Annotated in this window: 25 protein-coding genes and 1 pseudogene; 9 read left to right on the forward strand and 17 right to left on the reverse strand. The window is 65.8% G+C overall.

What is annotated here, in order from left to right; all coding sequences use genetic code 11:
- Positions 1-9: 9 nt before the first annotated feature.
- The 3 genes from RBR52_RS01675 to RBR52_RS01685 all read right to left on the reverse strand — a co-directional run bounded on the left by RBR52_RS01675 (position 10) and on the right by RBR52_RS01685 (position 3,886).
- The gene (locus RBR52_RS01675; protein ID WP_320375450.1) at positions 10-1,410 is read right to left on the reverse strand and encodes an aspartate aminotransferase family protein; all 1,401 of its coding nucleotides are present in this window, start codon (positions 1,408-1,410) and stop codon (positions 10-12) included.
- Between the two features lie 45 nt (positions 1,411-1,455).
- Positions 1,456-2,838, reverse strand: a complete 1,383-nt coding sequence (locus RBR52_RS01680) for a glutamine synthetase family protein (RefSeq protein ID WP_320375451.1) — start codon at positions 2,836-2,838, stop codon at positions 1,456-1,458.
- A 244-nt stretch (positions 2,839-3,082) separates the two neighbouring features.
- The gene (locus RBR52_RS01685) at positions 3,083-3,886 is read right to left on the reverse strand and encodes a gamma-glutamyl-gamma-aminobutyrate hydrolase family protein (RefSeq protein WP_320375452.1); all 804 of its coding nucleotides are present in this window, start codon (positions 3,884-3,886) and stop codon (positions 3,083-3,085) included.
- Positions 3,887-4,160: 274 nt separating this feature from the next.
- Here RBR52_RS01685 and RBR52_RS01690 point away from each other — a divergent pair, with 274 nt between their 5' ends.
- A complete protein-coding gene (locus RBR52_RS01690; RefSeq protein WP_320375453.1) occupies positions 4,161-5,687 on the forward strand; it encodes a PLP-dependent aminotransferase family protein in 1,527 nt (508 codons plus the stop codon).
- Between the two features lie 7 nt (positions 5,688-5,694).
- On the opposite strand, the gene RBR52_RS01695 is transcribed toward RBR52_RS01690, so the two are convergent.
- The 7 genes from RBR52_RS01695 to speB form a co-directional block, all read right to left on the reverse strand.
- Positions 5,695-6,408, reverse strand: a complete 714-nt coding sequence (locus RBR52_RS01695) for an ABC transporter ATP-binding protein (RefSeq protein WP_320375454.1) — start codon at positions 6,406-6,408, stop codon at positions 5,695-5,697.
- 39 nt (positions 6,409-6,447) lie between these two features.
- Positions 6,448-7,200 (reverse strand): ABC transporter ATP-binding protein, encoded by a 753-nt coding sequence (locus RBR52_RS01700; RefSeq protein ID WP_320375455.1) that lies wholly within the window; start codon positions 7,198-7,200, stop codon positions 6,448-6,450.
- Complete coding sequence (locus tag RBR52_RS01705; RefSeq protein ID WP_320375698.1) at positions 7,197-8,114, reverse strand: branched-chain amino acid ABC transporter permease; 918 nt, start codon at positions 8,112-8,114, stop codon at positions 7,197-7,199. Before RBR52_RS01705 ends, RBR52_RS01700 begins: the two co-directional genes overlap by 4 nt.
- 92 nt (positions 8,115-8,206) lie before the next feature.
- Complete coding sequence (locus RBR52_RS01710; protein ID WP_320375699.1) at positions 8,207-9,076, reverse strand: branched-chain amino acid ABC transporter permease; 870 nt, start codon at positions 9,074-9,076, stop codon at positions 8,207-8,209.
- A 161-nt stretch (positions 9,077-9,237) separates the two neighbouring features.
- Positions 9,238-10,500 carry an ABC transporter substrate-binding protein gene (locus RBR52_RS01715; RefSeq protein WP_320375456.1) on the reverse strand — a complete coding sequence of 421 codons (1,263 nt, stop codon included), beginning with the start codon at positions 10,498-10,500 and terminating at the stop codon, positions 9,238-9,240.
- A 262-nt stretch (positions 10,501-10,762) separates the two neighbouring features.
- Positions 10,763-12,076, reverse strand: coding sequence for an FAD-binding oxidoreductase (locus RBR52_RS01720; RefSeq protein WP_320375457.1), 1,314 nt, complete (start codon positions 12,074-12,076; stop codon positions 10,763-10,765).
- A gap of 19 nt (positions 12,077-12,095) precedes the next feature.
- Positions 12,096-13,049 carry an agmatinase gene (gene speB, locus RBR52_RS01725; RefSeq protein WP_320375458.1) on the reverse strand — a complete coding sequence of 318 codons (954 nt, stop codon included), beginning with the start codon at positions 13,047-13,049 and terminating at the stop codon, positions 12,096-12,098.
- A gap of 232 nt (positions 13,050-13,281) precedes the next feature.
- Here speB and RBR52_RS01730 point away from each other — a divergent pair, with 232 nt between their 5' ends.
- Positions 13,282-14,646: an aspartate aminotransferase family protein gene (locus tag RBR52_RS01730; protein ID WP_320375459.1), complete on the forward strand. Its 1,365-nt coding sequence runs from the start codon at positions 13,282-13,284 to the stop codon at positions 14,644-14,646.
- Between the two features lie 11 nt (positions 14,647-14,657).
- Here the strand turns inward: RBR52_RS01730 and RBR52_RS01735 are convergent, their stop codons facing one another.
- Positions 14,658-15,164, reverse strand: coding sequence for a hypothetical protein (locus RBR52_RS01735; protein ID WP_320375460.1), 507 nt, complete (start codon positions 15,162-15,164; stop codon positions 14,658-14,660).
- 224 nt (positions 15,165-15,388) lie between these two features.
- Positions 15,389-16,270, reverse strand: a complete 882-nt coding sequence (locus tag RBR52_RS01740; RefSeq protein WP_320375461.1) for a LysR substrate-binding domain-containing protein — start codon at positions 16,268-16,270, stop codon at positions 15,389-15,391.
- 111 nt (positions 16,271-16,381) lie between these two features.
- Between RBR52_RS01740 and RBR52_RS01745 the strand changes: the two genes are divergently transcribed.
- Positions 16,382-16,921 (forward strand): YybH family protein, encoded by a 540-nt coding sequence (locus tag RBR52_RS01745; RefSeq protein WP_320375462.1) that lies wholly within the window; start codon positions 16,382-16,384, stop codon positions 16,919-16,921.
- Between the two features lie 87 nt (positions 16,922-17,008).
- Complete coding sequence (locus RBR52_RS01750) at positions 17,009-18,184, forward strand: YbfB/YjiJ family MFS transporter (RefSeq protein WP_320375463.1); 1,176 nt, start codon at positions 17,009-17,011, stop codon at positions 18,182-18,184.
- A 58-nt stretch (positions 18,185-18,242) separates the two neighbouring features.
- On the opposite strand, the gene RBR52_RS01755 is transcribed toward RBR52_RS01750, so the two are convergent.
- Genes RBR52_RS01755 through RBR52_RS01765 form a run of 3 tightly spaced genes read right to left on the reverse strand, consistent with a single transcriptional unit; the run spans position 18,243 to position 19,696 of the window.
- Positions 18,243-18,962: a helix-turn-helix transcriptional regulator gene (locus RBR52_RS01755; RefSeq protein WP_320375464.1), complete on the reverse strand. Its 720-nt coding sequence runs from the start codon at positions 18,960-18,962 to the stop codon at positions 18,243-18,245.
- Positions 18,963-19,007: 45 nt separating this feature from the next.
- Positions 19,008-19,352 carry an antibiotic biosynthesis monooxygenase gene (locus tag RBR52_RS01760; protein ID WP_320375465.1) on the reverse strand — a complete coding sequence of 115 codons (345 nt, stop codon included), beginning with the start codon at positions 19,350-19,352 and terminating at the stop codon, positions 19,008-19,010.
- Positions 19,349-19,696, reverse strand: coding sequence for an NIPSNAP family protein (locus tag RBR52_RS01765; RefSeq protein ID WP_320375466.1), 348 nt, complete (start codon positions 19,694-19,696; stop codon positions 19,349-19,351). Before RBR52_RS01765 ends, RBR52_RS01760 begins: the two co-directional genes overlap by 4 nt.
- 130 nt (positions 19,697-19,826) lie before the next feature.
- Here RBR52_RS01765 and RBR52_RS01770 point away from each other — a divergent pair.
- A pseudogene (locus RBR52_RS01770) lies at positions 19,827-20,657 on the forward strand (MFS transporter); the annotation flags it as partial.
- A 674-nt stretch (positions 20,658-21,331) separates the two neighbouring features.
- Here RBR52_RS01770 and RBR52_RS01775 read toward each other — a convergent pair.
- On the reverse strand, positions 21,332-21,706 hold the full coding sequence (locus RBR52_RS01775) for a winged helix-turn-helix transcriptional regulator (protein WP_413818284.1): 375 nt from the start codon (positions 21,704-21,706) through the stop codon (positions 21,332-21,334).
- 124 nt (positions 21,707-21,830) lie between these two features.
- Between RBR52_RS01775 and RBR52_RS01780 the strand changes: the two genes are divergently transcribed.
- The 3 genes from RBR52_RS01780 (at position 21,831) to RBR52_RS01790 (ending at position 23,521) form a co-directional block, all read left to right on the forward strand.
- Complete coding sequence (locus tag RBR52_RS01780) at positions 21,831-22,847, forward strand: zinc-binding alcohol dehydrogenase family protein (protein WP_320375467.1); 1,017 nt, start codon at positions 21,831-21,833, stop codon at positions 22,845-22,847.
- A 73-nt stretch (positions 22,848-22,920) separates the two neighbouring features.
- Complete coding sequence (locus RBR52_RS01785) at positions 22,921-23,250, forward strand: BrnT family toxin (RefSeq protein ID WP_320375468.1); 330 nt, start codon at positions 22,921-22,923, stop codon at positions 23,248-23,250.
- A 25-nt stretch (positions 23,251-23,275) separates the two neighbouring features.
- The gene (locus RBR52_RS01790) at positions 23,276-23,521 is read left to right on the forward strand and encodes a hypothetical protein (RefSeq protein WP_320375469.1); all 246 of its coding nucleotides are present in this window, start codon (positions 23,276-23,278) and stop codon (positions 23,519-23,521) included.
- Positions 23,522-23,852: 331 nt separating this feature from the next.
- Here the strand turns inward: RBR52_RS01790 and RBR52_RS01795 are convergent, their stop codons facing one another.
- Positions 23,853-24,251, reverse strand: coding sequence for a carboxymuconolactone decarboxylase family protein (locus RBR52_RS01795; RefSeq protein ID WP_320375470.1), 399 nt, complete (start codon positions 24,249-24,251; stop codon positions 23,853-23,855).
- 85 nt (positions 24,252-24,336) lie between these two features.
- Between RBR52_RS01795 and RBR52_RS01800 the strand changes: the two genes are divergently transcribed.
- Positions 24,337-25,242: a LysR family transcriptional regulator gene (locus RBR52_RS01800; protein WP_320375471.1), complete on the forward strand. Its 906-nt coding sequence runs from the start codon at positions 24,337-24,339 to the stop codon at positions 25,240-25,242.
- The last annotated feature ends 30 nt before the right edge of the window (positions 25,243-25,272 follow it).

The raw sequence follows: 25,272 nt of genomic DNA on the forward strand, positions 1-25,272 counted from the left end.
GGGTTGGGTTTATACCAAGCCCTGCGCGCGCAGACCCGAGAGCGTGTCGTCCAGGCTGCGGCGGATGCGGCGGATCATCTCGTCGATGTCGTCGTGGCTCATCACCAGCGGCGGAGCGATGATCATGCGTTCTTCCACGGCGCGCATCACCACGCCGTTCCTGAAGCAGTGGTCGCGGCAGACATAGCCCACGCCCAGTTTGGCCGGGAACAGCGTGCGGCTGGCCTTGTCCTTGTACAGCACCAGCCCGGCGACCATGCCCAGGGAATCGACATCGCCCACCAGCGGGTGGTCGGCCAGGGTGGCGAACTGCGCCTTCAGGTAAGGCGCTGTGTCTGTCGCCACGCGCTCGACCACGCCTTCGTCGCGCAGCGCCTTGACATTGGCAATCGCCACGGCGCAGCAGGTCGGGTGTCCCGAGTAGGTGAAGCCGTGGTGAAACTCGCCGCCCTGCTCGATCAGCACCTTGGCCACGCGTTCGCCCACCAGCACCCCGCCCAGCGGCAGGTAGCCCGAGGTGACGCCCTTGGCGAAGGTGATGAGGTCGGGCCTGGAGTCGATGTGCGGATGCTGGCAGCCGAACCAGGTGCCCAGGCGGCCAAAGCCGCAGATGACTTCGTCGGAAATCAGCAGGATGCCGTACTGGTCGCAGATGCGCTGAATCTCCGGCCAGTAGCTCGCCGGCGGAATGATGACCCCGCCCGCGCCCTGCACCGGCTCGCCGATGAACGCGGCCACCTTGTCGGCGCCGAGTTCGAGAATCTTGGCCTCCAGCCAGCCCGCGGCGCGCAGGCCGAAGTCGTGCGCGCTCTCGCCCGGCTGTCCGTGCTGCAATTGATAAGGCTGGTCGATGTGGGTGATGCCCGGCAGCGGCAGGTCGCCCTGTTCGTGCATGCCGCTCATTCCGCCCAGCGAGGCGCCGCCCAGCGTGCTGCCGTGGTAGGCGTTGTGGCGGCTGATGATCGTCTTGCGCTGCGGCTGACCCATCAGATCCCAGTAGCGGCGCACCAGGCGGATGATGGTGTCGTTGCCCTCGGAGCCCGAGTTGGTGAAGAACACATGGTTGAAGCCGGGCGGCGCCACCTGCGGCAGCAGCGCGGCCAGCTCGGCGGCGGGCGCCGTGGTGGTCTTGAAAAAGGCGTTGTAGAACGGCAGGGTCTGCATCTGCCGCGTGGCCGCATCGACCAGGTCCTGGCGGCCATAGCCGAGATTGACGCACCACAGCCCGGACATGCCGTCGATGATCTCGTTGCCTTCCGAGTCCCAGATGCGCACGCCCTCGCCGCGCACGATCACGCGGCTGCCTGCGGCGTTCAGGCTTTGCGTGTCGGTGAAGGGGTGCAGGTGATGCGCCGCGTCCTTGGCGCGCAGCGCGGCGGTATCGAACTGAGGAAGATCATTGGGTTTCATGCGAATCTCCGTTGAATGTCGGTTTGTCGTTGGATCTGCGGCCGATCAGACATGCAGCAGCAGGTGCTCGCGCTCCCAGGGGCTGATGACTTTCATGAACTCGGCGTACTCGCTCATCTTCACCGCCTTGTAGATGCCGCAGAAGCGCTTGCCCAGAATGGCTTCGAGCTCGGGCACGTCGTCGAGCATGCGCACCGATTCCGACAGGCTTTGCGGCAGCGGTATGGCGTTGGGCGCCGCGTAGGCATTGGTCTTCATCTCGGGCAGCGGCTCGATCTGGTTGACCATGCCCAGATAGCCGCAGGCCAGGCTGGCCGCCAGCGCGACATAGGGATTCGCGTCGGCGCCGATGACGCGGTTTTCCATGCGCCGGTTCTCCGGCCCGGAATTGGGAATGCGGATGCCCACGGTGCGGTTGTCGGCCCCCCATTCGACATTGGTCGGCGCTGCCGTATTGGCCACCAGCCGCCGGTACGAGTTCACATACGGCGCGAACAGCGCCATGACATGCGGAATGTATTTCTGCAGGCCGCCGATGTAGTGGCGGAACAGCTCCGACGCTGTGCCGTCGGGATTGCTGAACACATTCATGCCGGTCTTGCGATCGACGATGCTCTGGTGCACATGCATGGCGCTGCCGGGTTCGCCCGCCATCGGCTTGGCCATGAAGGTGGCGAACATATTGTGGCGCAGCGCCGCTTCGCGCAGCGTGCGCTTGAAGAAGAACACCTTGTCGGCCAGATCGAGCGGGTCGCCGTGCAGGAAGTTGATCTCCATCTGCCCGGCGCCGACTTCGTGAATCAGGGTATCGACATCCAGATCCATCGCCTCGCAATAGTCGTAGATGTCCTCGAACAGCGGATCGAACTCGTTGACGGCGTCGATGCTGTAGTGCTGGCGCGAGGTTTCGGCGCGGCCCGAGCGGCCCACCGGCGGGCGCAGCGGCTGGTCGGGGTCGGTGTTCTTGTCCACCAGATAGAACTCCAACTCGGGCGCGACCACCGGCGCCCAGCCCTTTTCGGCGTAGATCCTGAGCATGTTCTTCAGCACCGTGCGCGGGGCGTAGTCGAGCGGCTCGCCGTCCTTGAAGTAGCAGTCGTGGATGACCTGCGCCGTGGGATCGGTGGCCCAGGGCACGACGCGCGCCGTGCTGGGATCGGGCACCAGATTCATGTCGCGGTCGGTATCGGCGATCAGGGTTTCCAGGCGCTCGTCCTCGGGCCAGTTGCCGGTCACGGTCAGGCCGATGATGCTTTCGGGCAGACGCATGCCGCGGTCTTCGGTGAACTTGCTGCGCGGCAGGATCTTGCCGCGCGCCACTCCGGTCAGGTCGGGCACGAGGCACTCGATTTCGGTGATGCGTTGGGCGTTGAGCCAGCCTTCAAGGTCGTTGAAGGTCCATTGTTTGCGGTTGTCGCTGCTGCTCATGATGAGATTTCCGGTTTGCGTTTCTAGTGCAGTGTTTCGCAAATGGCTTGACAGGATGAAACCGATGGATTTTTTCGCCAGGCAAGGCGCAACCCCGCAGCTCTATTGGGCATAGGGCAAGGGGTTGCAACGCAGCATGGCGGAAAAAGACACGGTTTCATGGCAAGTGATTTGCGAGACACTGTACTTGGATGATTCCAATGAATACGTCCGCTTTGAACGCCAAAGGCGGACGCGAGATGCTTCAGGCAGCGCGTGCCAGCAGGCCATCGCGCTTGCGCGCGGCGAACTGCCGACAGGCCTTGCCGAAAGCGGCATAGAGCGCGCGCGACACGGGGTTTTGCGCGGCCTGCCATTCGGGATGCCACTGCACCGCCAGCAAAAAGCCGGCGTCGGTGCGGTGCGCGGGTTGATAGGTGTAAGCCTCGATCAGGCCGTCGGGCGCGTGCGCCTGCGCCAGCAGATCGGGCGCGAGGGTCTGGATGCCCTGACCATGCAGGCTGTTGACCTCCCAGGAATCGGCGCCGACGATGGCCGCCAGCATGCCGCCGGGCACGGCCCGCACGCGATGCGCGGGGCCGTATTGTCCGGCGGCGTCGAGCGCCTCGTTTTCGCGGTGATCGTCGAAACCCGGCGTGTTGTGCACCTCCTGCAGCAGCGTACCGCCGAGGGCCACATTGATTTCCTGGAAGCCGCGACAAATGCCGAACACCGGAATGCAGCGGGCGATGGCCGCCCGGATCAGCGGCAGCGTGGTGGCATCGCGCGCCGGGTCGGCCGGCGATTCGGGGTTGCTCAAGGTCTGGCCGTAATGATGCGGTTCGATATTCGAGGGCGAGCCGGTGAACACCAGTCCGTCCACACCGTCGAGCACCGCGTCGATCGGCAGATCGGCGCCCATCGACGGCAACAGCAACGGCAGCACCCCGGACAGCGGCAGCAGCGGATCGACATATTTCTGCGCCACCGCATAGGTCGGGTGCCCGCCCAACGGCTTCAGGTCGGTGGTGACGGCGACGAGGGGATATGAAACGGGGGAAGACGGCATGATCGGCAACGATAACGCAAGAACGAAAAAGGGTGGTCGGACACGTTCACCATCATGGTGCAACACAGCAGACCCTCCAAGCCTGGAACAGCCCCATTGTCGCGCCCGGATTTGGTGCAACGCAACATGCGCGCGCACCATTTCAGAAACAAAAAACCTAGGGTTTTCGATAGGTTAGCGTGATTCCATGACCTCAATTTAGCTGCCAACTGGTACTCTCGGAAGTGCCACTCCCCGCTTTTGTCATGGAGCCAATCCCGGCTTCATACCGTCCATGCGCCCGCTTGCCCTTTTCGAACTCCTGCTCACCGAACTTCAGCGCGCCGAAGGCGAAGGCGACGTCAGCCCGGCTCCGCCGCTGAACCGGCGCCTGTATCTCTCGCTGCGCGGCGCCATTCTGGCCGGACGCATCACCGCCGGGGTGCAACTGCCCTCCACGCGCGACCTGGCGCGCGACCTGGGCCTGTCGCGCAACACGGTGATGTCGGCCATCAACCAGCTCACCGCCGAAGGCTACCTCACCGCGCGGCAGGGCAGCGGCACCTTCGTCTCCGAGACCCTGCCCGAACTCGGGCCGCTGAGCCCCGCGCGCGGACGCAAACCGGCGCAGGCCCAGGGTGCAGGCGCCTCGCCGCGCGAACTCTCGCAGCGCGGCCAACTGCTGACCGCGCAGTCGGGCTCGGCGGATTTCGAAGTCCAGCCCTTTGCGCCAGGCGAGATCGAGTTCGCCGAATTCCCCATTCATCTCTGGCAAAAGCTGCAGGCCAAGTATTGGCGCAGCCTCGACCGCGACCTGCTCGATTATGGACAGGAAGGCGGCTATATGCCGTTGCGCGAGGCCATTGCCGGCTACCTCAGTCTGTCGCGCTCGGTGCGGGTCACGCCCGAGCAGGTGCTCATCACCTCGGGCACGCAGCAGTCGCTCGACCTGGCCGCGCGCCTGCTCACCGATCACGGCGACGAGGCCTGGGTGGAAAACCCCTGCTACTGGGGCGCACGCCGGGCGCTGCAGGCCGCCGGGCTGAAACTCAAACCCATCGAGGTGGACCTGGAGGGCATGGCGCCATCGGCCGCCGACTGGCAGCAGGGGCGGCCGCGGCTGATCTACGTCACGCCCTCGCATCAATACCCGCTCGGCCATGTGATGAGCCTGCAACGCCGCCGCGCCCTGCTGCAGTTCGCCGCGCAGCAGCGCTGCTGGATTTTCGAGGACGACTACGACAGCGAGTTCCGCTTCGGCGGCCGACCCTACGCCAGTCTGCAGGGGCTCGACGATCATGCGCAGGTGCTTTACTCGGGCACGTTTTCCAAGGTGATGTACCCCGGCATCCGTCTGGGTTATCTGGTGGTGCCGACCGATCTGCTCCCCGCGTTCAACACCGGGCTGTACGATCTGTACCGCCCCGGTCAGCTCATGCTGCAGGCAGCTCTGACCGATTTCATCACCGAGGGGCATCTGGGCACCCTGATCCGCCGCCTGCGCGTGGCCTATCAGGCACGGCGCGACGAGTTGGCGCGGCGCATCCAGCGCTGTCTGGGAGAGAGGGTGCAGATTTCCGGCCAGGAGTCCGGCTTGCATCTGTGCCTGCTGTTCACGCCGCAGTGCGGTGAGGTGGACGACGAAGCCATCGCCCGCGCCGCCGACGCCCAGGGCATGACGGTGCGGCCGCTATCGCGTTACTACCTGAGCCAACCCAGACAACGCGGGCTGATCCTCGGCTACGCCTACGTGCCCACCGAGCGCGTGCCGCCGTGGGCGCAGAAGCTGTGCCTGCTGATCCGCGATCGGTTGACTGACTGAGCCAGCCTCAAGCTGCGGCGTGGGCCACGCCCGCGAGCTGTTCCATGCGGGCCTTGTCATCTCGTAATTCGGCCGCATCGCCCGAAAACACGATCTCGCCTTCAGACAGCACATAGGCGCGATCGGCCAACTGCAACGCGAGAAAGGCGTTCTGTTCGACCAGCAGCACCGAAATCCCCTCTTCCTTCATGCGATCTACCGTGCGCATGACCTCCTGCACGATCACGGGCGCCAACCCTTGGGAGGGTTCGTCGAGGATGAGCAGCTTGGGATTGAGCAGCAGCGCACGGGCAATGGCCAGCATCTCCTGCTCGCCGCCTGAAAGACGCCCCGCCTTGCTGGTGCGCCGTTCGTGCAAGCGGGGAAACAACTGGTACACCGCATCGATATTCCAGCGCCCGGCCGTCTCGCGGGCGACCAGCAGGTTCTCGTGCACGGTGAGGTGACCGAAAATTTTCCGGCCTTCGGGCACATACCCCACGCCGGCCGCCGCGACGCGGTGCGGCGATGCGCCTGTCATGGCATGGCCGAAGATTTTGATCTGGCCGCGGCGTGGCGGCGTCAGCCCCATGATGGATCGCATGGTGGTGGTTTTACCGGCGCCATTGCGGCCCAACAGGGCGACGAGTTCGCCTTCGTCCACGGTCATCGACACGCCCTTGAGAATGTGGCTTTTGTCGTAATAGGTGTGAATGGCGTCGAGTTCTAAGACGGATGTCATGACTGGTAATTCCCGGTAATCGGTTCGATGTTGCGCCGCTCAGGCCGCCTGGCCCAGGTAGGCGGCCTGGACTCGCGGGTTGGCGGCGACTTCTTCGGCATTGCCCTCGGCCAGCATGGCACCGTTGTCGAGCACGGTGATGCGGTCGGCGATGCCGAACACGATTTCCATGTCGTGCTCGACGAACAGAGTCGTGATGCCCTGGTTTTTGTTCAGATCTCGAATCAACGCGGTCATGTGATGCGTTTCTTCGTCACCCATGCCGGCGGTAGGCTCGTCGAGCAGCAGCAGTTTGGGATGCCGGGCCAGCGCCAATCCCACCTCGACAACCCGCTGATCACCGTGCGACATGGCGCCGGTAACCCGATCGGCCTTCCCATTGATTTTGACCAGATACATCAACTCCTCTACCTGTCGATCGATGCGCGCCCGCAACGCCCGGCTCATCCACGGCCGAAGGCTCACGCCCTGCGCCACTTCAACGGCAATGCGCAGGTTCTCATACACCGTGAGCGAGCGGAAAATCTCCGTGATCTGGAAGGTACGAATGATGCCGCGCTTGACCAAGGTGCTGGGGTTGACGGTTTGGATCGGCTGGCCGTCGAAGATGATCCGCCCCTCACTCGGCGGGAAGAAACCGCTGATGAGGTTGAACAACGTGGTTTTACCCGCGCCATTGGGTCCGATGAGCGCGCGCAACTCGCCGGGCTGCACGCTGAGCGAAATGTCCTTCAGGGCCTGCACCGCGCCAAAGCGACGCGACACCGATTGCAATTCGAGCAAGGGGCTCATCGCTTCTCCGTCCTGAGTTTGTGCAGGAACCCCATGATGCCCATGGGGAAAAACAGCACCGACAGAATGAAAATCAGGCCGATGACCGACATCCAGTTCTGCGTCACCGTGCTGGCGTAATCGCGTGCGGCGACAAAAATGATCGCACCGACGAACGGCCCCCAGAAACTGCGCATCCCGCCCAGCACGGCGATGATGACGAAATCGCCAGAGAGCGAGTAGTTCAGCAGATTGGGCGAGGCGAAGTTATCCAACAGCGCATTGAGCCCGCCTGCAAGGGCCACGACAAAGCCCGAAATCGCAAACGAGAGCGCCGCGTATTTCTGCACATTCGCCCCCAGAAAGGTGAGCCGCTTGTGGTTTTCGCGCACGGCAACGAAGGTATGGCCAAGCGGTGAGTTCAACACCACCCAGAGCGCCAGCGCGCCCAGCGCAAAGCACAGCACCACCAGGTAATAAAACCCGGTGTCGTTCATCGACCAGACCCATCCGGGAAAATGCAGGGCGTGCCGCGAAAAACCCGTCAGTCCGTCGAGACCGCCGGTCACGACATTCCAGCGCACCGCGATGAAATAAAACATCTGCCCGATGGCGATGGTGATCATGGCGAAGTAAATGCCACGACGGCGCACGACCACGGGCGCCAGCACTGCCGCCGCAAGACCGCCCAGCAAAGTGCCGCCGATGAGCGCAAGCGCCACGTTGTGGGTGTAGTACTTGAGCATCAGCCCCACGCCGTAAGCGCCCAGACCGAAGTAGGCCGCATGGCCGAAGGACAGGCCACCGGTGAACCCGAGCACCAGGTTCAACCCCATCGCCGCCAAGGCATAGATGAGCACCCGCGAGGCAAGATCATCGTAGCCGCCAAGGTAATGCAGCCAGAGGGGCGCCGTGAGCAACGCGGCGGCGAGGATCGCAAGACCAAGCCAATTCGATCGCGCCCCCCCTGTGCCTGCGCCCGTGGGCAATTGTCCTGAGGCGTTCTGTTTGGAAATCGTTTGAGCATTCATTCAAGCAGGCCCTCCTGGCCCATCAGTCCGCGCGGTCGCACGATCAGCATCAAGGCCATGATGAGGTAGATCACCACTTCGCTGGCGGCCGGGTAAAAACTCGTCGTGATGCCGGCAGCAGCGCCGATGAGCAGGCCGCCGAGCATCGAGCCCAGCAAGGAGCCGACGCCCCCGACGACGATGGCGACGAAAGCCGGCATCAGCAACCCGTCACCCATCGTCGGATCGAGGCCGAGCTGCCCCGCCGCCAGAATGCCCGCGATGCCCGCGAAGATGATGCCGATGACAAAGTTCGCCGTGCGCAGCAAATAGATGTTCACCCCCATGGCCGAAACCGTTTCGAGATCGGCGTTACCTGCACGAATACGAATGCCCAGTCGCGTATAACGCAAGATGGCGAATAACGCGCCAGTGCCGATCAGCGCCACGGCCACGACGAACAGGCGGTAGCCCGTCAGAAAAAAATAGGTTTGACTCAGGGGGTGCCCCAAAGACTGCGGAATCGTCAAGGGCACGCCTGTGGCGCCCCAGATGGTGCGGATCATGTCTTGAATGATCAAGGCGAGGCCGAATGTCAACAACAAGGTGTAAAGCGGATCGCGGCCATAGAGACGACGGATGAGCAGCCGCTCGACCACCAAACCAACCGCGCCCGCCAGCAAGGGCGCCACGATGAGCGCCCCCCAGAAGCCCAGATGAGGCTCGAGCGTGTAGGCGAAATACGCCGCCAGCGCCATGAAAGCGCCATGCGCGAAATTGATGGTGTTGTTCAGGCCGAGAATGAGCGCCAGCCCAAGCGCCATGAGGGCATAAAAGGCGCCGGTGATCAGCCCATTGAAGGTGTTGAACAGAAGGATCAGGTCCACAGTAAGGCCTCGGGATGCAAAACGGGGTTTCAGAGCACGACTCCCCACCTCACCAGTCCTGAGTCTCGTGGCGCGCAGCAACCGCTGCGAGGCCCGCAGCATGGGCGCAGCCTCGCAGCAAACACGGCAGAAAAAGGCGGGGTACGGTTGTTCGGCCTCGCTCAGGCCTTGGGCAGCTCGCAGCCGGACACTGAAGCGGGTAGGGCGATCTTGCTTCCGGGCACGACTTCGGCCACATGGAACAGATTGGGATATTTCCCGCCCTTGACCACCTCGCCCGGGTACATGCCGCTCAGGAGTTGGTGATCCGCAGCGCGGTAAACCGCCTGGCCGGGTTTCAGCGCCACTTCCGGCGGCAGGGCCAGACCTTCCATCGCCCGTACCACTCTGTCCGTGTCGGTCGATTGGGCCCTGGCCACCGCCAGCGCGATAGCATGGGTGCTGGCATAGCCGAACCAGGACCGGGCCGAAGGGTATTCGCCGCCCGACGCCGCCTTGTAGCTTTCGACGAAAGAGGCCACATGCGGCACCTTCGGTTGATTCCAGTACCACTCCATGGTCCACCAGCCGTAGCGGGCGGTTTGCGGCAGGGCCTGTAGCGGCTCGAGCTCCATCATCGAGCCGCCTACCGCCATGGATTTGTCCAGGCCGAACTGCGTGATCTGCTTCATGCAGTTGACCAGATCATTGCCCGCCACCAGCAGGCACAGCACGTCGGGCGAGGTGGCCTTGGCGTTGATGAGGTAGGAGGTGAAATCGGTGGTGCCCAGCGGCGTCAGCGCGGCCCCCGCAACAAAGCCGCCTACCTTTTTGAGCTGCTTGGTGTAATCGGCCTGCAACGCATGACCGAAGGCGTAATCTGGCGTGATGAAGTACCACTTCTTGCCGAACTTCTTGTAGAGCAGATCGAAATCGCCAGCCGTCAGCATCCAGGTGGTCGAGCAGGTGCGGAAGGTGGTGGACTTGCAGTCCGACCCCGTAAGGCTGTCAACGTGACCGCCGGTGCAGACATACAGCTTGTGATGGCGGCTGGCGAACTGCGAAACCGCCAGCGACGAGGCCGAGTTCACCGTGCCCATTAAAAAATCCACCTCGTTCTGCGACAGCAGGCGCGAGCATTTATCTACGGCCGTGCCCGGATTGCCAGCACTGTCCTCGACGAAGAGTTGCAGGGGGCGGCCGAGCACGCCGCCAGCCTTGTTGATCTCTGCCTCAGCCAGCTTGGCGCCGGTGATTTCGCTGTGGCCCAACGCGGCATAAGTGCCCGTCATCGGATCGACCATGCCGATCTTGATCGGCTTTTCGCTGGCGCCCCAACTCGTCACTTGCGTGCCCAGCAAGGCCGCCAGGCCCGCGGCGCCGCCCGTCTTGATCAAGGTACGGCGGTCGATCTGAAACTGCTCTTTCAAGTCCTCTTTGTTCATGCCTGTCTCCTGTTGTGTCACCCAAATGAAATGACGTTTTTTTGTGAACCAAGGCGACTATAGGCAGACGGCAAACAAAGAGATAGAGGAAGAACCGGGATGATTTGAAACCCAATGTAATCCGTGTGATAACACGTCATGGCGCACTGGAGATCCGACACAAAAAACGAGGGTGTACCCGCAGAAATCTCAAACGGGGTGCAGGTGTTTTGCCTTGAATTTGAAGAATCAAGCGCCTAGCCGCGGATCAGCTGCACAGCGTTCACAGCAGATCACGCAGCCGGTACCACAGCATGCCCAGCACCAGCGCAGGGGTGCGCAGCAGGTCGCCGCCGGGGAAGGGCTTGTGGCGTAGCCGCGTGAACACGTCGAAGCGCTCGGCCTGGCCGGCGATAGCCTCGGCGGCGAGCAGCCCGGCCATGCCGGTGAGCGCCAGGCCGTGGCCGGAGAAGCCCTGCAGATAGAGCACATCGGGCGCGAGGCGGCCGAAGTCGGGCGCGCGGTTCAGGGTGATGTCGACGAAGCCGCCCCAGGCATGGGTGATCTTCACATCGCCGAGTTGCGGATAGACCGCCAGCATGCCGCGGCGCATGGTGGCGACGAGGTCGCGCGGAGTGGCGGTGGAATAGCTCACGCGGCCGCCGAACAGCAGACGATCATCGCCAGTGAGGCGGTAGTAGTCGAGCACGAACTGGGTATCGCACACACAGGCGCGATTGCGCACCAGCGACTGGGCGCGCTGCGCACCCAGCGGTTCGGTGGCGATGATGTAGGTGCCCACCGGCATGATGCGCCGCGCCAGCCGGGGCGACACCTGCCCCAGGTGCACATTGCCCGCGAGCAGCACATGGCTCGCGCGCACGCTGCCCTGCGCCGTCTCTACCCGCGCCTTGCCGCCGCCCGACTGCGCGGCGGGTTTGACGCGGATGACCGGCGATTGCTCGTGCAGCACCACCCCGGCACCCTGCGCGGCGCGGCCCAGCCCCAGGGTGTAATTGAGCGGATGCAGATGGCCGCCGAAATCGTCGAGCACCGCGGCGCAATAGCGTGGGCTGGCGATCAGGCTGCGGGTCTGCTGGGCATCGAAGCTCTGCAGATGGGCGTAGCCGTATTCGCGCTGCATGTGCTCGGCCCAGGCGTGCAGCGCGCGGGCCTTCCTGGGCGTGACCGCCACGCTCATCGCGCCCGGCGTCCAGTCGCAGGCTATGGCGTATTCGTCGATGCGGCTGCGCATCAGGCGGATGGCGTCGAGCGACATCTCCCAGGCGAAGTGCGCGCTCTGGGCGCCGAGCTGGCGTTCGAAGGGCCCCATCTCGCTGGCGTAGCCCGCCAGCGCCTGGCCGCCGTTGCGGCCCGAGGCGCCCCAGCCGATGTGCCGTCCTTCGAGCAGCACCACCTGCATGCCGCGCTGGCGCAGTTCCAGCGCGGCCGACAGCCCGGCCAGACCGCCGCCGACGATGCACACATCGGCCTGCACCTCGCCTTGCAGGGGTGGGTGGCGCGGCGCGGCATGCGCGGTGGCGACGTAGTACGAGTTCTCGATCAGGCGCTGCGCCTGCTCTTCCAGCCGCATCATGCGCGGGGTCCTTCCGGGGTCAGTGGGATGGGGGGTGTTCCGCCGCGAGGCGCGCGCACAGATAGGTCCAGACGCAGACTGCGGCAATGTGGGAGGTCAGCTCGGCGTGGTCGTAAGGCGGCGACACCTCCACGCAATCCATGCCGACGAAGGGAAGCTGCATGGCGCACAGCTCTTCGAGCAGCGACAGCACCTGCGCGCTGCTCAGGCCGCCGGGTTCGGGCGTGCCGGTGCCCGGGGCGAAGGCCGGGTCGAGGCAGTCGATGTCGAGCGTGACGTACACCGGGGCGTTGCTCGCATCCAGCCGGGCGCGGATCTCGGCAGTGATCGGCGCGAGCTGCGACGGGCTCTCCAGGCCGCGCAGCTCGCGCGCGGTGATCACCCGTCCGCCGAGGGTGTCGACGTAGTCGCGCGCCTCGCGCTGCGCCGCCGAGCGGATGCCCACCTGCACGAACCCCTGCGGCACTACCAGCCCTTCCTGCACCGCCTCGTAAACCCAGGTGCCGTGGCCCGAAGGCTCGCCGAAATGGTCGCTCCAGGTGTCGCAATGCGCGTCGAAATGCAGCACCGCCAGCGGTTGGCCGTGCACCGCGCGCAGCGCCCGCAGCAGGGACAGGGTGATGGAATGATCGCCGCCCAGCCAGACCATGTGCTGATGCTGCATCAGCGGCTGCGCCTGGGCTTGAAGCGCCGTGCGCATCGTCTCCAGGCTGGTGTTGGGCAGATATAGATCGCCGTGATCGCAAAGGTCTGCGGTGGGTGAAAGGTCGAAAAACGGGTGCGTCGCATCGCACAGCATCAGGCTGGCCTGGCGGATGGCGTTCGGCCCGAATCGGGCGCCGGGGCGGTTGGTCACCGCCCCGTCCCAGGCCACGCCGGCCACGCCAAAACGCGCGGCTGGCGCTTCCCCGGCGCATGGGGGTGCGCCGAGGAACCGTTGCTGTGACAGAAAGGCAAAAGCGTGCTGAACCATGATGTTTTGAATTTGTGAGCGGACTGCGAAGTTCAGCGGGCGGCGGACTCGCCGTCACCCTAACGCCAATGAAGCCCTGCAAGCGGTCTGAACCATATCGACAATTTGTCATGAACGATAGAACCACTTTGCCCACCGCGCGCGGGGCCATTTCGGTGCTTGCCATGCCCCCGCGGGCTTGGCGATACTGCGCATCGGCCGTTTTCCACAGCATCTTCCGACGCCCACCGTCATGAGCCCCACAACCCTTCCCGCCGACCGCGTCGCCCGCTTTCACGCGCTTGAGACCGCCCGCTTCCTGGCCGAGCACCCGCGCTGCGCCGCGCTGCATGCGAAGGGGCAGCGCCACTTTCTGTTCGGCGTGCCCTTGCACTGGATGGCCGATGCGCCCACGCCCGTGCCGCTGTACGTCGACCGGGCGCAGGGCGCGCGGCTGTTCGATGTGGACGGCCACGAAGTCATCGACTTCTGCCTGGGCGACACCGGCGCCATGTTCGGCCACAGCCCCGCAGCCATCGCCCGCACCCTGGCGGAGCATGGCGCCGATGGTGCCACCACCATGCTGCCATCGACCGTCGCACTCGACGTGGCCGATCTGCTGGAGCAGCGCTTCGGGCTGCCGATGTGGCAGTTCACCGCCACCGCCAGCGACGCCAACCGCTTCGTGCTGCGCTGGGCGCGGGCGATCACGCAGCACCGCCACATCGTGGTGTTCAACGGCTGCTATCACGGCACGGTGGATGATGTGTTCGTCGACCTCGACGCGCAGGGGGCCACGCACACCCGCCCCAGCCTGCTCGGTCAGGTGCACGACCTCACCGCCTACACCCGGGTGGTCGAGTTCAACGATCTCGACGCGCTGCGGAACGCGCTGGCAGCGGGTGACGTCGCCTGCGTGCTGACCGAGCCGGTGCTCACCAATATCGGCATGGTCCTGCCCGAACCCGGCTTTCTCGAAGCCGTGCGCCGGCTCACCCGCGAGTACGGCGCGCTGCTGGTGATCGACGAGACGCACACCCTGTCCTGCGGCCCCGGCGGCTACTGCCGCGCCAACGGTCTGCAGCCCGACGTGCTCATCCTCGGCAAGCCGATTGCGGGCGGCACGCCCGGCGCCGCCTATGGCTTCACGGCGGAGGTCGGCGCGCGCATGCAGGCCGCCAAGGCCGCCGCCGCGCCCGGGCACTCGGGCATCGGCACTACCCTGTCAGCGGGACTGCTCACCCTGCGGCTGATGCGCGCCATGCTGTCCGAAGTGATGACCGAAGCCGCCTACGCCCACATGTTCGCCGTCGCGCAGCAGGTGGCCGACGGGCTGGAAGGCGTCATCGCAAGCCACGGATTGCGCTGGACGGTGACGCGCATCGGCGCGCGCTGCGAAGTGCAGTTCGCGCCGCAACGCCCGCGCAACGGCAGCGAAGCCCGCGCCGCCTTCGACCACGCGCTGGAGCCCGCACTGCAACTGGCGCTGCTCAACCGCGGTGTGCTGCTGACCCCGTTCCACAACATGCTGCTGGCCAGCCCCGCGCACACCGCAGCCGACGTGGAAGCGCTGATCGGCGCCTTCGACGACGCGCTGACCGCGCTGCAAGCCGACTGAATTCGCCCGCTTCAGGGCTTGATGTACTCGAACCCCGCATGTTCGAGCTGCATGATGCGCAGCACCCCGGCGGGCACGATCACCGCCTGCGGCACCAGCGCCGGCAGGTGGCCGAGTTTTTTCGCCATGCCTTCCATGGTGTTGTGGCAGGCGTCGAATTCGATGCCCTCCTCATTCTGCGAGGCAATGCGCTTGGCCTGCGGGCTGTTCTTGAGCAGCATTTTCAGCCCTGGGCCATAGGCCACGACCACCACGCGCGCGTTTTCCTGCCCCACGGCGTCGAGGATGTTCTGCGCGTTGTTGAGCACCAGCGCCCAACGCTCCGGGTCGTCCTCACTGACCTGCAGCACCACGTCGTATTTGGCGAACGGCAGTTTGTGGATGAAGGTCGGCGCGTCGAACTTGAAGTCGTTCAGCATCGACGGATTGGCGGCCTGCGCGGTTGCAAAGCCCGCGAGCGCGAGCGCGAAGGCCAGGGCCAGATGGCGCGCGGGGCGCATGAAGGAATGGGATTTCATGGTTGTCTCCTCAAATCGGATGGGTGTTTTTGTGCAGACTTTTTATCACGCGCCGAGTCGTCCTTTTGCTACAGAACGTATCGTCCGGCGCGTGTTTTGGCAGAGAAGCACTTTCTGCCCATTCACGGTGGTGTACCTGGGATCGTTGATTCCAGTGCAACAGCGGCGACGACCTGGCGCGGAGCGCGCCCCGTGCAACCCTGGCGAAGTGCCCCGAGCAGCGCTCAGGCGGCGTTGCTCGCGCTCGCATCGGCGCGCAGCGCTTCGACCAGTCGCGTCAGCGCCGGGGTATGCAAGGCGCGCGGTGTCACCAGCAGGGTTTGCAGCCGCGCCACGCGCTTGGGCACCGCGGCCACGGCCAGCGCCTCGCGCTGCGGGTAGATCGCCAGCACCGAGCGCGGGATCAGGCACACGCCCACACCGCTGGCCGCGGCCGCGAGCAGGGCGTGATACGAGGCGAATTCGAGCATGCGCGCCGGCACCACGCGCAGCGCCTGCAGCCACTGCTCGAAACGACGGCGGTAGGCGCAGCCCTGGCCGAAAAACACCAGCACGGTCTTGCCGTCGAGCAGTCTGGGGCTGGCCAGCGAGGGATCGTCGTGCGCGCCGACCAGCACCAGTTCCTCGCGATACAGCGGCACGCCCGCGTAGCGTGCCGCGTCCACTTCCTCGCCGACGATGGCCGCATCCAGCGCGCCGGCTTGCACGCGGGCGATCAATTCGCGCGAGGGCGCGGTCTGCAGTTCGACCATGACCTCGGGATGGCGGCGATGGAACTCGGCCAGCGGCAACGGCAAGCGGCTCGCGGCTACGCTTTCCATCGCGCCCAGCCGCAGTCGTCCGCCGATGCCGTCCTGGCGCACCGCGGCACGGGCGGCCTCGGCGAGGTCGAGCAGGCGTCCGGCATAGCCCAGCAACGCATCGCCGGCCGCGGTCAGGCGCAGCGCGCGCCCCTCGCGTTCGAACAGCGCCACCCCCAGCGAGGTTTCCAGTTGACGGATGCGCGCGGTGATGCTCGATTGCGCGCGGTGCAGGCGCAACGCCGCGCGGCCGATACCGCCGGCATCGACCACGGCTTGAAAGGCTTCCAGTTCACGCAGGTCCATGATCGCTTCTTCCGATGTGTTTGTTCTGAATTATTCGCTTTTATAGCTGAATTCTGGCACCTAACATGGTGTCAACCCCAAAAGACATCGGGTCGAAGAAAGGAAGCAGCCATGCCGACATCGCAGATGCTGTCACGAACCTACGGCCGCAGCGCAGTCGACCGTCGAGTCGATGCGCGTGAGCCATCTCTTGAGGGCGCACGCGCCGCGCTCGAGTGTTTCTACTTCGCCTTCAACCAGCGCTCGCTGGACGCATTGGAGGCCGTATGGGCGCCAGGTACCCTGATCTCGCTGGACAATCCGCTGGGCGGGATCATGCGGGGGCTCGACGACATCCGCGCGCTGTATCAGCGCATCTTCAGCGGCCCCGCGCAGGTCTGGGTGGAGTTCCACGATGTCGTCGAGTATGTGGGCCAAGACACCGTCGTGTTCGCGGGTCGCGAGCGAGGCGAATTCGCGCGCGACAGTCACACGGTACCCCTGGCGATACGAACCAGCCGCGTGTTCCAGTATTTCGGCGGCCAGCTCGGCTGGCGGCAGGTACACCATCACGGATCGATCGATGACCCCGAGGCGCTGGTGCGGTATCAGCAGGCTGTCCGGGGGGGGCATGAACGGCGCCCGTGCACCGTGACTCCGCCCTGGCAATGAGCGGGCCGACAACGGGTTGCGGCGACGGTCCGCTGCGCGGCCCGCCGCTGAACCAGAGCATTCTGCAATTCCCCTGTGGACACCTCCATGAACACCCCTCTGCGCAATGCCCTGACCGGCATGACCGTGCTCGCCATCGGCATCGGCATCGGCCGGTTTCTGCTCACGCCGCTGCTGCCGATCATGCAGGCCGATGCCGGGCTGAGTCTGGTCGGGGGCGGCTGGCTGGCCTCGGTGAACAATATCGGCTATCTGGCCGGGGCCTTGCTGTGCACCGTGGTGGCCTTGCCGCAGCGGCAGGTGCTGCGCTGGGGACTGGTGGCGATTGCGCTGTCCACCGCGGGCATGGGACTTGCCCATGGCATGGTGCCGTGGCTGGCCTGGCGCCTGCTGGCAGGCGTCGCGGCGGCGGTGCTGATGGTGCACGGCATCGCCTGGAGCATGCGTCGCGTATCCGCACCGGTGGCGCATCCTCTGCTCGAAGCACTGGTGTTCACCGGCCCCGGCGTCGGCATCGTGGCGAGCGGCGTGGTGGTGGCTGGATTGCAGCCCCTGGGCGTGGGTTCGGCGGCGAGCTGGATCGGCTTCGGTCTGGCCTGCGCCGGGGTGATGGCGCTGCTCTGGCGCACGCTGGGCCATGCGCCCGAAGCAACCCCGGCACGGGCCGACGCGGCAAGCCCGGCGCAGCCGATGGGGCCGGCCTGGGCACTGATCGCCGCCTATGGCCTGTTCGGTTTCGGCTATGTCATCCCCGCCACCTTTCTGCCGGTCATCGCCGGCGAGCATCTGCACCTGCCCGCGCTGCGCGAGTGGTTCTGGCCGCTGTACGGCGCAGCGACCGTCATCCTGACCCTGCTGCTGCCGCGCATCTTGCGGCACGTCGATCATCGCTCCGTTCTGGCGGGCGCTTTCATGGCGATGATTGCGGGCACCGCCCTGATTCTGGTCTGGCCGAGCATCCTCGGCCTCGCGCTGGCGACCGTGCTGACCGGCAGCATGCTCATGCCCATCCCGATGGTGGTGATGCGCGAAGCGCGCCTGCTGATGCCGCATGACCACACCCGCCTGATCGCCGCGTTGACCGCCGCGTTTGGCGTCGGGCAGATCGTCGGGCCGCTGACGGCGGCCTGGCTGGCCGCGCGGCAGCACAGCTTTGATGCGCCGCTGTTGCTGGCGGCGCTGGCGCTCCTCGTCGCGGCCACTCTTGCCCTGGTGCGGACGCGCGGCGCCAGGATTCCCACGGCCCGCAGTGTGGGCGAGTAACAGACTCCTGCTGCCGTCGATGCGTGAGCGCCGGCGGCGGTCAGCGCGGCGACTTTGCTCAGGTACCCGCTCGATGCGCCGGCACGGATTCCGCGTCGCCTGGCCATCTGATTCCGAGCCAGTCGCGCAACCCGCGTCCGCCTGTTTCCGTCACGCTCACCGCGCGACTGTCGAGGTGATGCCGCACCCAGCCGAGTTCTAGGCATCGGCGATAGATCGCTACGCCGACAGGGCCGCTCAAATGATGGCGCCGTTCGCTCCAGTCGATGCAAGTCTTGCTCACCGGCTGGTGGCGCAGAGCGCGCGTATCGAGGCCGAAATCGTCGAGTAACGCCAGGCCGAGTGGTGTGAAGTGCGCCAGGTCGTCGTCGATGTGCAGCGCTTCGCGCGCCAACAGCCCGTCGCAGATCGAGACCCCCAGCCGCCCGGCGAGATGGCTGTAGCAGGTGCGCCCGGCCCGCAACAGCGGATCGACGCGCGAGCTGGCCACGCGCGCCGGGTTCTGCGCCGCGACCAGCATCAGCGATTCCAGCAGCGCGGCGACCTGCGCCGAGGCCAGCCGGTAGTAGCGATGGCGGCCCTGCTGCTTCGCGTCCAGCAGACCGGCCTCGCGCATCGCAGCCAGATGCCCGCTGGCGGTCGCCGCGCTCACCCCGGCGCAGGCCGCCAGCTCGCCCGCAGGCAGCGCCCGGCCGTCGCCCAGCGCCAGCAGCATGGCGGCGCGCGCGGGTTCACCCACGAGCGCGGCGATGCGGGCGATATCGATGTCGTGGGTCATGGCGGGCTGGGTCAGTCGGTGTGGTTGATGGCGATGGCACACGATTCAGCCGTGCGCATCCCGAGAATCAAGCGGCGCCTGGGCGCGGTCGTACAGGCCATAGTCGCGCACGATTTCAGCGACGCGCGCGCGGTAGTCGTGGAAGATGTCGGCGCGCCCCTGCATCTGAGCCGCACGGTGCGCGTCCAGCTTACGCCAGCGCGCAACCGCCGCCTCATCGCGCCAGAACGACAGCGACAACAGTTTGTCCGGCTGCGACAGGCTGGCGAAGCGCTCGATGGAGAGAAATCCGTCGATGCGCTGCAGATGTATGCGCAGCCCTTCCGCCGCCGCGAGATAGTCATCCTGGCGCCCCTCGCGCGGGGTCACTTCGAAAATGACGGCGATCATGCCCCGCCCTCCAGGGCATGCGCCGGGATGCCGAAAGTACCCTCGACCACCGACACGAAGCTGCGCTCCTCGCGCACGATGAAACGCTGCTTCTGCGCGAAGGCAAAGTTCTCCCTGCCCTGTGGGTCTGATTTCAGGCGCTGACGATAGCGTTCGTAGGCCGCCAGCGATTCAAAGGCGATCAGCCCCCAGGCCACGTTGTTGCTGCCTTCATGCGGCAGGAAATATCCCAGCAGATGGCCACCGCAGGCGGGAATGATGCGCCCCCAGTTCTCGGCATACTGCCTGAAGGCATCGAGCTGGAAGGGGTCGATCTCGTAGCGAATCAAACAAGTGATCGTCATGCCAGTCTCCGGTTGCAAAGGTCATGGAGGAGATTCTGGAGTGCTTGCGCCTGCCATGCTTCGGTGCAGGCCGAAGCATGACGCGGCATGCAAGCCGAACATGGCGGCATCGTCACTCGATTTCGATGCCATGTCCCTCGCCGTCGCCGCACCCACTGATCGCCGCATCATCCTGCTCATCCTCTGCCTGGCCGTGCTCATCGCGCAGGTCGATACCTCGGTGGTCAATCTCGCGGTGCATGCCATCGGCGTGGGGTTGCACACGCCGCTGCCGGCGCTGCAATGGGTGGTGGACGGTTACAACCTGAGCTATGCCGCGCTGTTGATGACCGGCGGCACGCTGGCCGATCTGCTCGGGCGGCGGCGCGTGCTGCTGGCGGGCGCGGCGGTGTTCGTGCTGGGCTCCTTGCTCGCCGGGCTGGCGCCGACCATCACCGTGCTGATCGCCGGGCGCGTGCTGGCGGGCATCGGCGCGGCCTTGCTTCTGCCCGCCAGTCTGGCGCTGATCCGCGTGATCTGGGCCGACCCGCACGAACGCGCCCATGCCATCGGCGTGTGGGCGGGCACCAATGGCGCGGCGCTGGCCATCGGCCCGACGCTGGGCGGCTGGCTGATCCAGACCGCGGGCTGGCGCAGTGTGTTTCTGCTGATCGTGCCCATCGGCCTCGCGGTGATGCTGTGGGCGCCGCGCGCCATTCCCGAATCAAGCGATGCGCAGGGGCGGCGCGTCGATCTGCCGGGTCAGTCGTTTGGCGGCCTGCTGCTGGCCGCGCTGGCGGTGGCCGCCATCGTGCATCGTCTTTTGTTACCCGCCGTGGGGGTGGCACTGCTGGCCGCGCTGCTGTTCGTGCGCGCCGAACGCCGTGCCGGAACGGGGGCGATGATCCCCTTGGCGCTGTTGCGCAACGCGCGGCTGGCCGCGGTGAACGGCGTGGCCGCGGCGATGACCTTCGGCATGTACGGCGTGCTGTTCCTGCTGCCGCTGAACTGGCTGCGCAGTGGCGTGCTCGACGCCACCGGCGCCGGTCTGGCGCTGCTGCCGATGTCGCTGGCCTTCGTCGCGCTGTCGCACCGCTCCGGGCCGTGGAGCGTACGCTTCGGCACGCGGCGGCTGATGGCGGGCGGCATGGCGCTGATCGGCGCGGGCATCGCCGTGCTGGCGGGTTCAAACGCGGGGCAAATCCTGTGGCTGGCCGAAGCCGGTTTGCTGCTCACCGGCGTGGGCATGGCGCTGAACACCGGCCCGGTGCTGGCCAGCGCCGTGGCCGCAGTCGAACCCGCCCGCGCGGGCACCGCCTCGGCGATGATCAACAGCGCGCGCATGGTCGGCGCCACGCTGGGCGTGGGCGTGCTGGGCAGCGTGTTCGCGGCGGGCGGCAGTCCGCCCGCAGGCTTCACGATGGCGATGAGCCTCGGCGCCGGCGTGGTGTTCGCGGGCGCGGTGCTGGCCGTGCTCGCCCAGGAGCCTGTCGGACTTGGGGCGCGGAAAGCGAAAAAGGGCGGTGTGGATGCCATGTGGCGGCGGATTTGCCGCCCCATAGCCGAAGCCATGGGGCAAAAAGACGCTGCCGCAGGGCGCCGCACCGCCCTTTTGCAGCCCGCGATCCTCAAGTCCGACAGGCTCCTAGGCTGTGCTCAATCCGATGCCGCAAGAGCGGTCTCGGTGACGGCTCCGGCCAGTGTGGCCACCTCGATGTGCGCATCCCCCCACGCCTTCAGCGCCGCCATCACCGGCTGCAGGCTGCGGCCGCGTGCGGTGAGGCTGTATTCCACCTTGGGCGGCACCTCGGCGTACACCTTGCGCGCGATCAGGCCGTCCGACTCCAGTTCGCGCAACTGGTTGGTCAGCATGCGCTGGGTGACGTTGGGCAGGCGGCGGCGCAGTTCGTTGAAGCGCAGCGTGCCGTCGAGCAAGTGGTAGAGCACCACGCCTTTCCACTTGCCGTCGATCAGGCTGAGCGTGGCTTCCACCACGCAGCCGGGGCTGCACTGCAGGTTGCGATGGCGCATGCGTGGCATACGGTATCCTTTTTGGCACTATGTGCACTTCATGTGCGTTCTTGCTCAGATGCATGGTAAACACTACGTTTCTCCTGCGCAATCCGCCGCCGCATTCAATCCCAAGGAGAACACCATGCGTGCCATCGCCTATCAAACCCCGCTGCCCATCGACGCCAGTGCGTCACTGGTCGATATTGAATTGCCCGATCCCCAGCCGTCCGGTCACGACTTGCTGGTCGCGGTCGAGGCCATTTCGGTGAACCCCGCCGACGTGAAGGTGCGCGCCAGCAGCGCACCGCCCGCAGGCGAGTGGAAGGTGCTGGGCTGGGATGCCGCGGGCGTCGTGCGGGCCGTCGGCCCCGAGGCCACGCGCTTTCATCCGGGCGACCGCGTGTTCTACGCCGGCGACATCACCCGGCCCGGCAGCTACTCCGCGCTGCACTGTGTGGATGAGCGCATCGTCGGCCACATGCCGGCCAGCCTCGACTTCGCCGAAGCTGCGGCGCTGCCGCTGACGGCCATCACCGCGTGGGAGGCGCTGTTCGACCGACTGGACGTGCGCCGCCCCGTGCCCGGCGCTGCGACCGCACTGCTCATCATCGGCGGAGCGGGCGGGGTGGGCTCCATCGCCACGCAACTGGCGCGGCATTTGACCGGGCTCACCGTCATCGCCACCGCCTCGCGCCCCGAAACGCGCGACTGGGTAGAGCGCATGGGCGCCCATCACATCGTCGATCACAGCCAGCCGCTGGCGCCGCAGGTGCAGGCGCTTGGGCTGGGCGCGCCCGCCTTCGTGTTTGGCACCACGCAGACGCAGCAGCACCTGGCTGACATCGCCGAACTGATCGCGCCGCAGGGACGCTTCGCGCTGATCGACGATCACCCGACACTCGACATCATGGCGTTCAAGCGCAAGAGCGTGTCCATCCACTGGGAATTCATGTTCACCCGCTCGATGTTCGCCACCGCCGATCTCGCCGCGCAAGGCGAGTTACTCGACGAGGTGGCGCGTCGGGTCGATGCCGGCCAGTTGCAGACCACGCTGCACACCCGCCTCGGTCCGATCGACGCCGCCACGCTGAAGCGCGCGCACGCGCTGGTGGAGACGGGCAGCAGCATCGGCAAAGTCGTGGTGGAGGGCTGGAAGTGATTGCAACAGCGTGATGGAGCCTGAGTGAAGAGTGATGTGTAGCCACGCCTATAGCCATGCGGCATATTGACAATTGCAATACATCGCCTATGCTTTGGCCATGGACATCGAGTACGTGCTGCACGGTATCCGATTCCGCTGGAATGCGGACAAGGCGCGCAAGAACATCGACAAGCATCAGGTTTCATTCGAGCAGGCGGCAGAGGTCTTTCTTGACCCCTTCGTGCGCTACCACGACGCATCCGATCGAGGCGAGCAACGCGACGCAGCCATCGGTGCGGATTTCGATTTCCGGGTGCTTTTTGTCGTGCACAGGATGTTCGAAGACGATTACATCCGCATCATCTCTGCCAGGAAGGCAGAACCACCCGAGAGGTCTCGCTATGAAAATGGAAACGATTAAGCGTCGACTGGCCAAAGACAGGTCCATGGTTGCCGTCACTTTGCGCATGCCGCAGGACGTGGTGGACGACCTCAAGCGCATGGCCCCGCTGCGCGGTTTCGCCGGTTATCAAGCCTTGCTGCGCGCGTATGTCGGTGCCGGTCTGCGTGACGATATGGAACGGTTCGAGGGGTCACCCGTCGCGCGACTGATCGACAGGCTGCGCGACAGCGGCGTGCCCGAGGAAACCTTGCGCCGCGCTGCGGCCGAGATTTCCCATTCCGCCCCTTGATGCCCAGGCAGGAACACAGCCCAAACCGCAGAAACAGAAAGCGACTGTTGTGCTGCAGGACGCTCGCGGCTGCGGAATCGGACCGGGTACACCGATCGCACATCACGCGCAGCAGCACGGCGTCGCAGCGTGGTCGCCATCACGACCACTACCCGCCGCCACCATTACGCATGCAAGCCGAGCGACATGAGCCGCCTTGATTTGACCGGCCGTCATGATCGGTCTGGGCGCGTGCGCCAGGCGCACACGCAGCGGGATCGGGAATCCAGGCTTGCATCATTTCGATGCATGGCGGCCTCACGGGGACAGGGACTGGACCATGCGGAGATCCTCAGCGAACGGCGTCATTCGACGCCCGCTCGGCCAGCACCTCCTTCAAGGCCGCAATGCCGTTGAGCGCGGCAGGGAATCCGGCATAGACGGCCATCTGGATCAGCACTTCGACCACCTCCTCGCGGCTGCAGCCGACGTTAAGCGCGCCATGCAGATGCACCTTGAGTTGCGGCTGCGCGTTTCCGAGCGCAGTCAGCGCGGCGACCGTGGCGATCTCGCGTTCTTTCAGAGTGAGCACGCCCCGCGCATAGACGTCGCCGAAGCCGAACTCGATGACGTAGCGCGCCAGATCGGGCGCCACCTCCTGCAGGGACGCTATGACGCGCTCGCCGGCTTCGCCGTCGATGGTCTTGAGCAGATTCCAGCCACGTGCGTAGCGTTCAGAGGTTTCAGGCATGTCGTGCACTCCATTGCGGGATGACCGCCATTGTTGTGCCACGCGCTATGCTCGTGAAGACAAAACGACGCAAGGTGGTTTTGCAATGATGGAAAAGCTGAACTGGGACGATGTGCGCCTGTTGCTGCTGGTGGCGCGCACGCGCAGCCTGTCGGCGGCGGCGGTGCAGCTTGGCGTAAGCCCCTCCACCGTGGGGCGGCGCATCACGCTGCTGGAAATGGCGCTGGGCGTGACGCTGTTCGTGCGCCACGCCAGCGGCTACCGGCTCACTGAGGACGGCACCTCACTGCTGGAGGATGCGCGGCGCGTCGAAGATGCCATCGTGCAGTTGCAAGGCCGTGCGGCGGACGCTGGCAGCACGCCCCGCGGCCACGTGCGCCTGGCGACCAATGAGGCGCTGGCGAATCTGCTGATCCTGCCGCGCTGGGCGGCGCTGGCGCCGCGTTATCCGCAACTCGTGCTGGAGCTGGTGACCGGGGCGGCGATCCAGGATCTCTACCGGCGCGACGCCGATCTGGCGCTGCGGCTGGTGCGGCCCGAGGCGGGCGGTCTCACCGTGCGCAAGCTGGGGGTGCAGGCTTATGCGGTGTACGCCGCGAAGGGCCTGGCGCCGCAGGCTCGAAAGCCGGGCAAGGCGGGTCTCGCCAAACTGCCGTGGATCGGCTGGGATGCTTCCCTTCAGCATCTGGCGCAGGCGCGGTGGCAGCGCGAGCAGTTTGCCGATGCGCCCATCGCGCTCACGGCGAACAGCCTGTTCACGCAGTTGCATGCGGCGGAGCAGGGGCTGGGGCTGGCCGTGCTGCCGTGCTACATCGCCGACCCCCGTCCGCAGCTCATGCGCTGCCTGCCGCCGACGCAATGCGTGTCGCAGGACATCTGGCTGGTGATTCAACAAGGGCTGCGCGACGCGCCGCGGGTGCGCGTCATCGCGGACATGATTGCGGCCGTGGTCAGCGACCACCGGAAAAACCTTGAAGGCCATCCGGCGTGACTGGCCGGGAGCATGCGATACCCGCGTGTG

The organism is Thiomonas sp., assembly GCF_034007205.1.
In the GTDB taxonomy this organism is placed as follows: Bacteria; Pseudomonadota; Gammaproteobacteria; order Burkholderiales; family Burkholderiaceae_C; genus Thiomonas.

Coding starts and splice junctions, on each gene's coding strand:
- RBR52_RS01675 (WP_320375450.1), bottom strand. CDS start 1,410: ATGAAACCCAATGATCTTCCTCAGTTCGATACCGCCGCGCTGCGCGCC.
- RBR52_RS01680 (WP_320375451.1), bottom strand. CDS start 2,838: ATGAGCAGCAGCGACAACCGCAAACAATGGACCTTCAACGACCTTGAA.
- RBR52_RS01685 (WP_320375452.1), bottom strand. CDS start 3,886: ATGCCGTCTTCCCCCGTTTCATATCCCCTCGTCGCCGTCACCACCGAC.
- RBR52_RS01690 (WP_320375453.1), top strand. CDS start 4,161: ATGCGCCCGCTTGCCCTTTTCGAACTCCTGCTCACCGAACTTCAGCGC.
- RBR52_RS01695 (WP_320375454.1), bottom strand. CDS start 6,408: ATGACATCCGTCTTAGAACTCGACGCCATTCACACCTATTACGACAAA.
- RBR52_RS01700 (WP_320375455.1), bottom strand. CDS start 7,200: ATGAGCCCCTTGCTCGAATTGCAATCGGTGTCGCGTCGCTTTGGCGCG.
- RBR52_RS01715 (WP_320375456.1), bottom strand. CDS start 10,500: ATGAACAAAGAGGACTTGAAAGAGCAGTTTCAGATCGACCGCCGTACC.
- RBR52_RS01720 (WP_320375457.1), bottom strand. CDS start 12,076: ATGATGCGGCTGGAAGAGCAGGCGCAGCGCCTGATCGAGAACTCGTAC.
- speB (WP_320375458.1), bottom strand. CDS start 13,049: ATGGTTCAGCACGCTTTTGCCTTTCTGTCACAGCAACGGTTCCTCGGC.
- RBR52_RS01730 (WP_320375459.1), top strand. CDS start 13,282: ATGAGCCCCACAACCCTTCCCGCCGACCGCGTCGCCCGCTTTCACGCG.
- RBR52_RS01735 (WP_320375460.1), bottom strand. CDS start 15,164: ATGAAATCCCATTCCTTCATGCGCCCCGCGCGCCATCTGGCCCTGGCC.
- RBR52_RS01740 (WP_320375461.1), bottom strand. CDS start 16,270: ATGGACCTGCGTGAACTGGAAGCCTTTCAAGCCGTGGTCGATGCCGGC.
- RBR52_RS01745 (WP_320375462.1), top strand. CDS start 16,382: ATGCCGACATCGCAGATGCTGTCACGAACCTACGGCCGCAGCGCAGTC.
- RBR52_RS01750 (WP_320375463.1), top strand. CDS start 17,009: ATGAACACCCCTCTGCGCAATGCCCTGACCGGCATGACCGTGCTCGCC.
- RBR52_RS01755 (WP_320375464.1), bottom strand. CDS start 18,962: ATGACCCACGACATCGATATCGCCCGCATCGCCGCGCTCGTGGGTGAA.
- RBR52_RS01760 (WP_320375465.1), bottom strand. CDS start 19,352: ATGATCGCCGTCATTTTCGAAGTGACCCCGCGCGAGGGGCGCCAGGAT.
- RBR52_RS01765 (WP_320375466.1), bottom strand. CDS start 19,696: ATGACGATCACTTGTTTGATTCGCTACGAGATCGACCCCTTCCAGCTC.
- RBR52_RS01775 (WP_413818284.1), bottom strand. CDS start 21,706: ATGCGCCATCGCAACCTGCAGTGCAGCCCCGGCTGCGTGGTGGAAGCC.
- RBR52_RS01780 (WP_320375467.1), top strand. CDS start 21,831: ATGCGTGCCATCGCCTATCAAACCCCGCTGCCCATCGACGCCAGTGCG.
- RBR52_RS01790 (WP_320375469.1), top strand. CDS start 23,276: ATGGTTGCCGTCACTTTGCGCATGCCGCAGGACGTGGTGGACGACCTC.
- RBR52_RS01795 (WP_320375470.1), bottom strand. CDS start 24,251: ATGCCTGAAACCTCTGAACGCTACGCACGTGGCTGGAATCTGCTCAAG.
- RBR52_RS01800 (WP_320375471.1), top strand. CDS start 24,337: ATGATGGAAAAGCTGAACTGGGACGATGTGCGCCTGTTGCTGCTGGTG.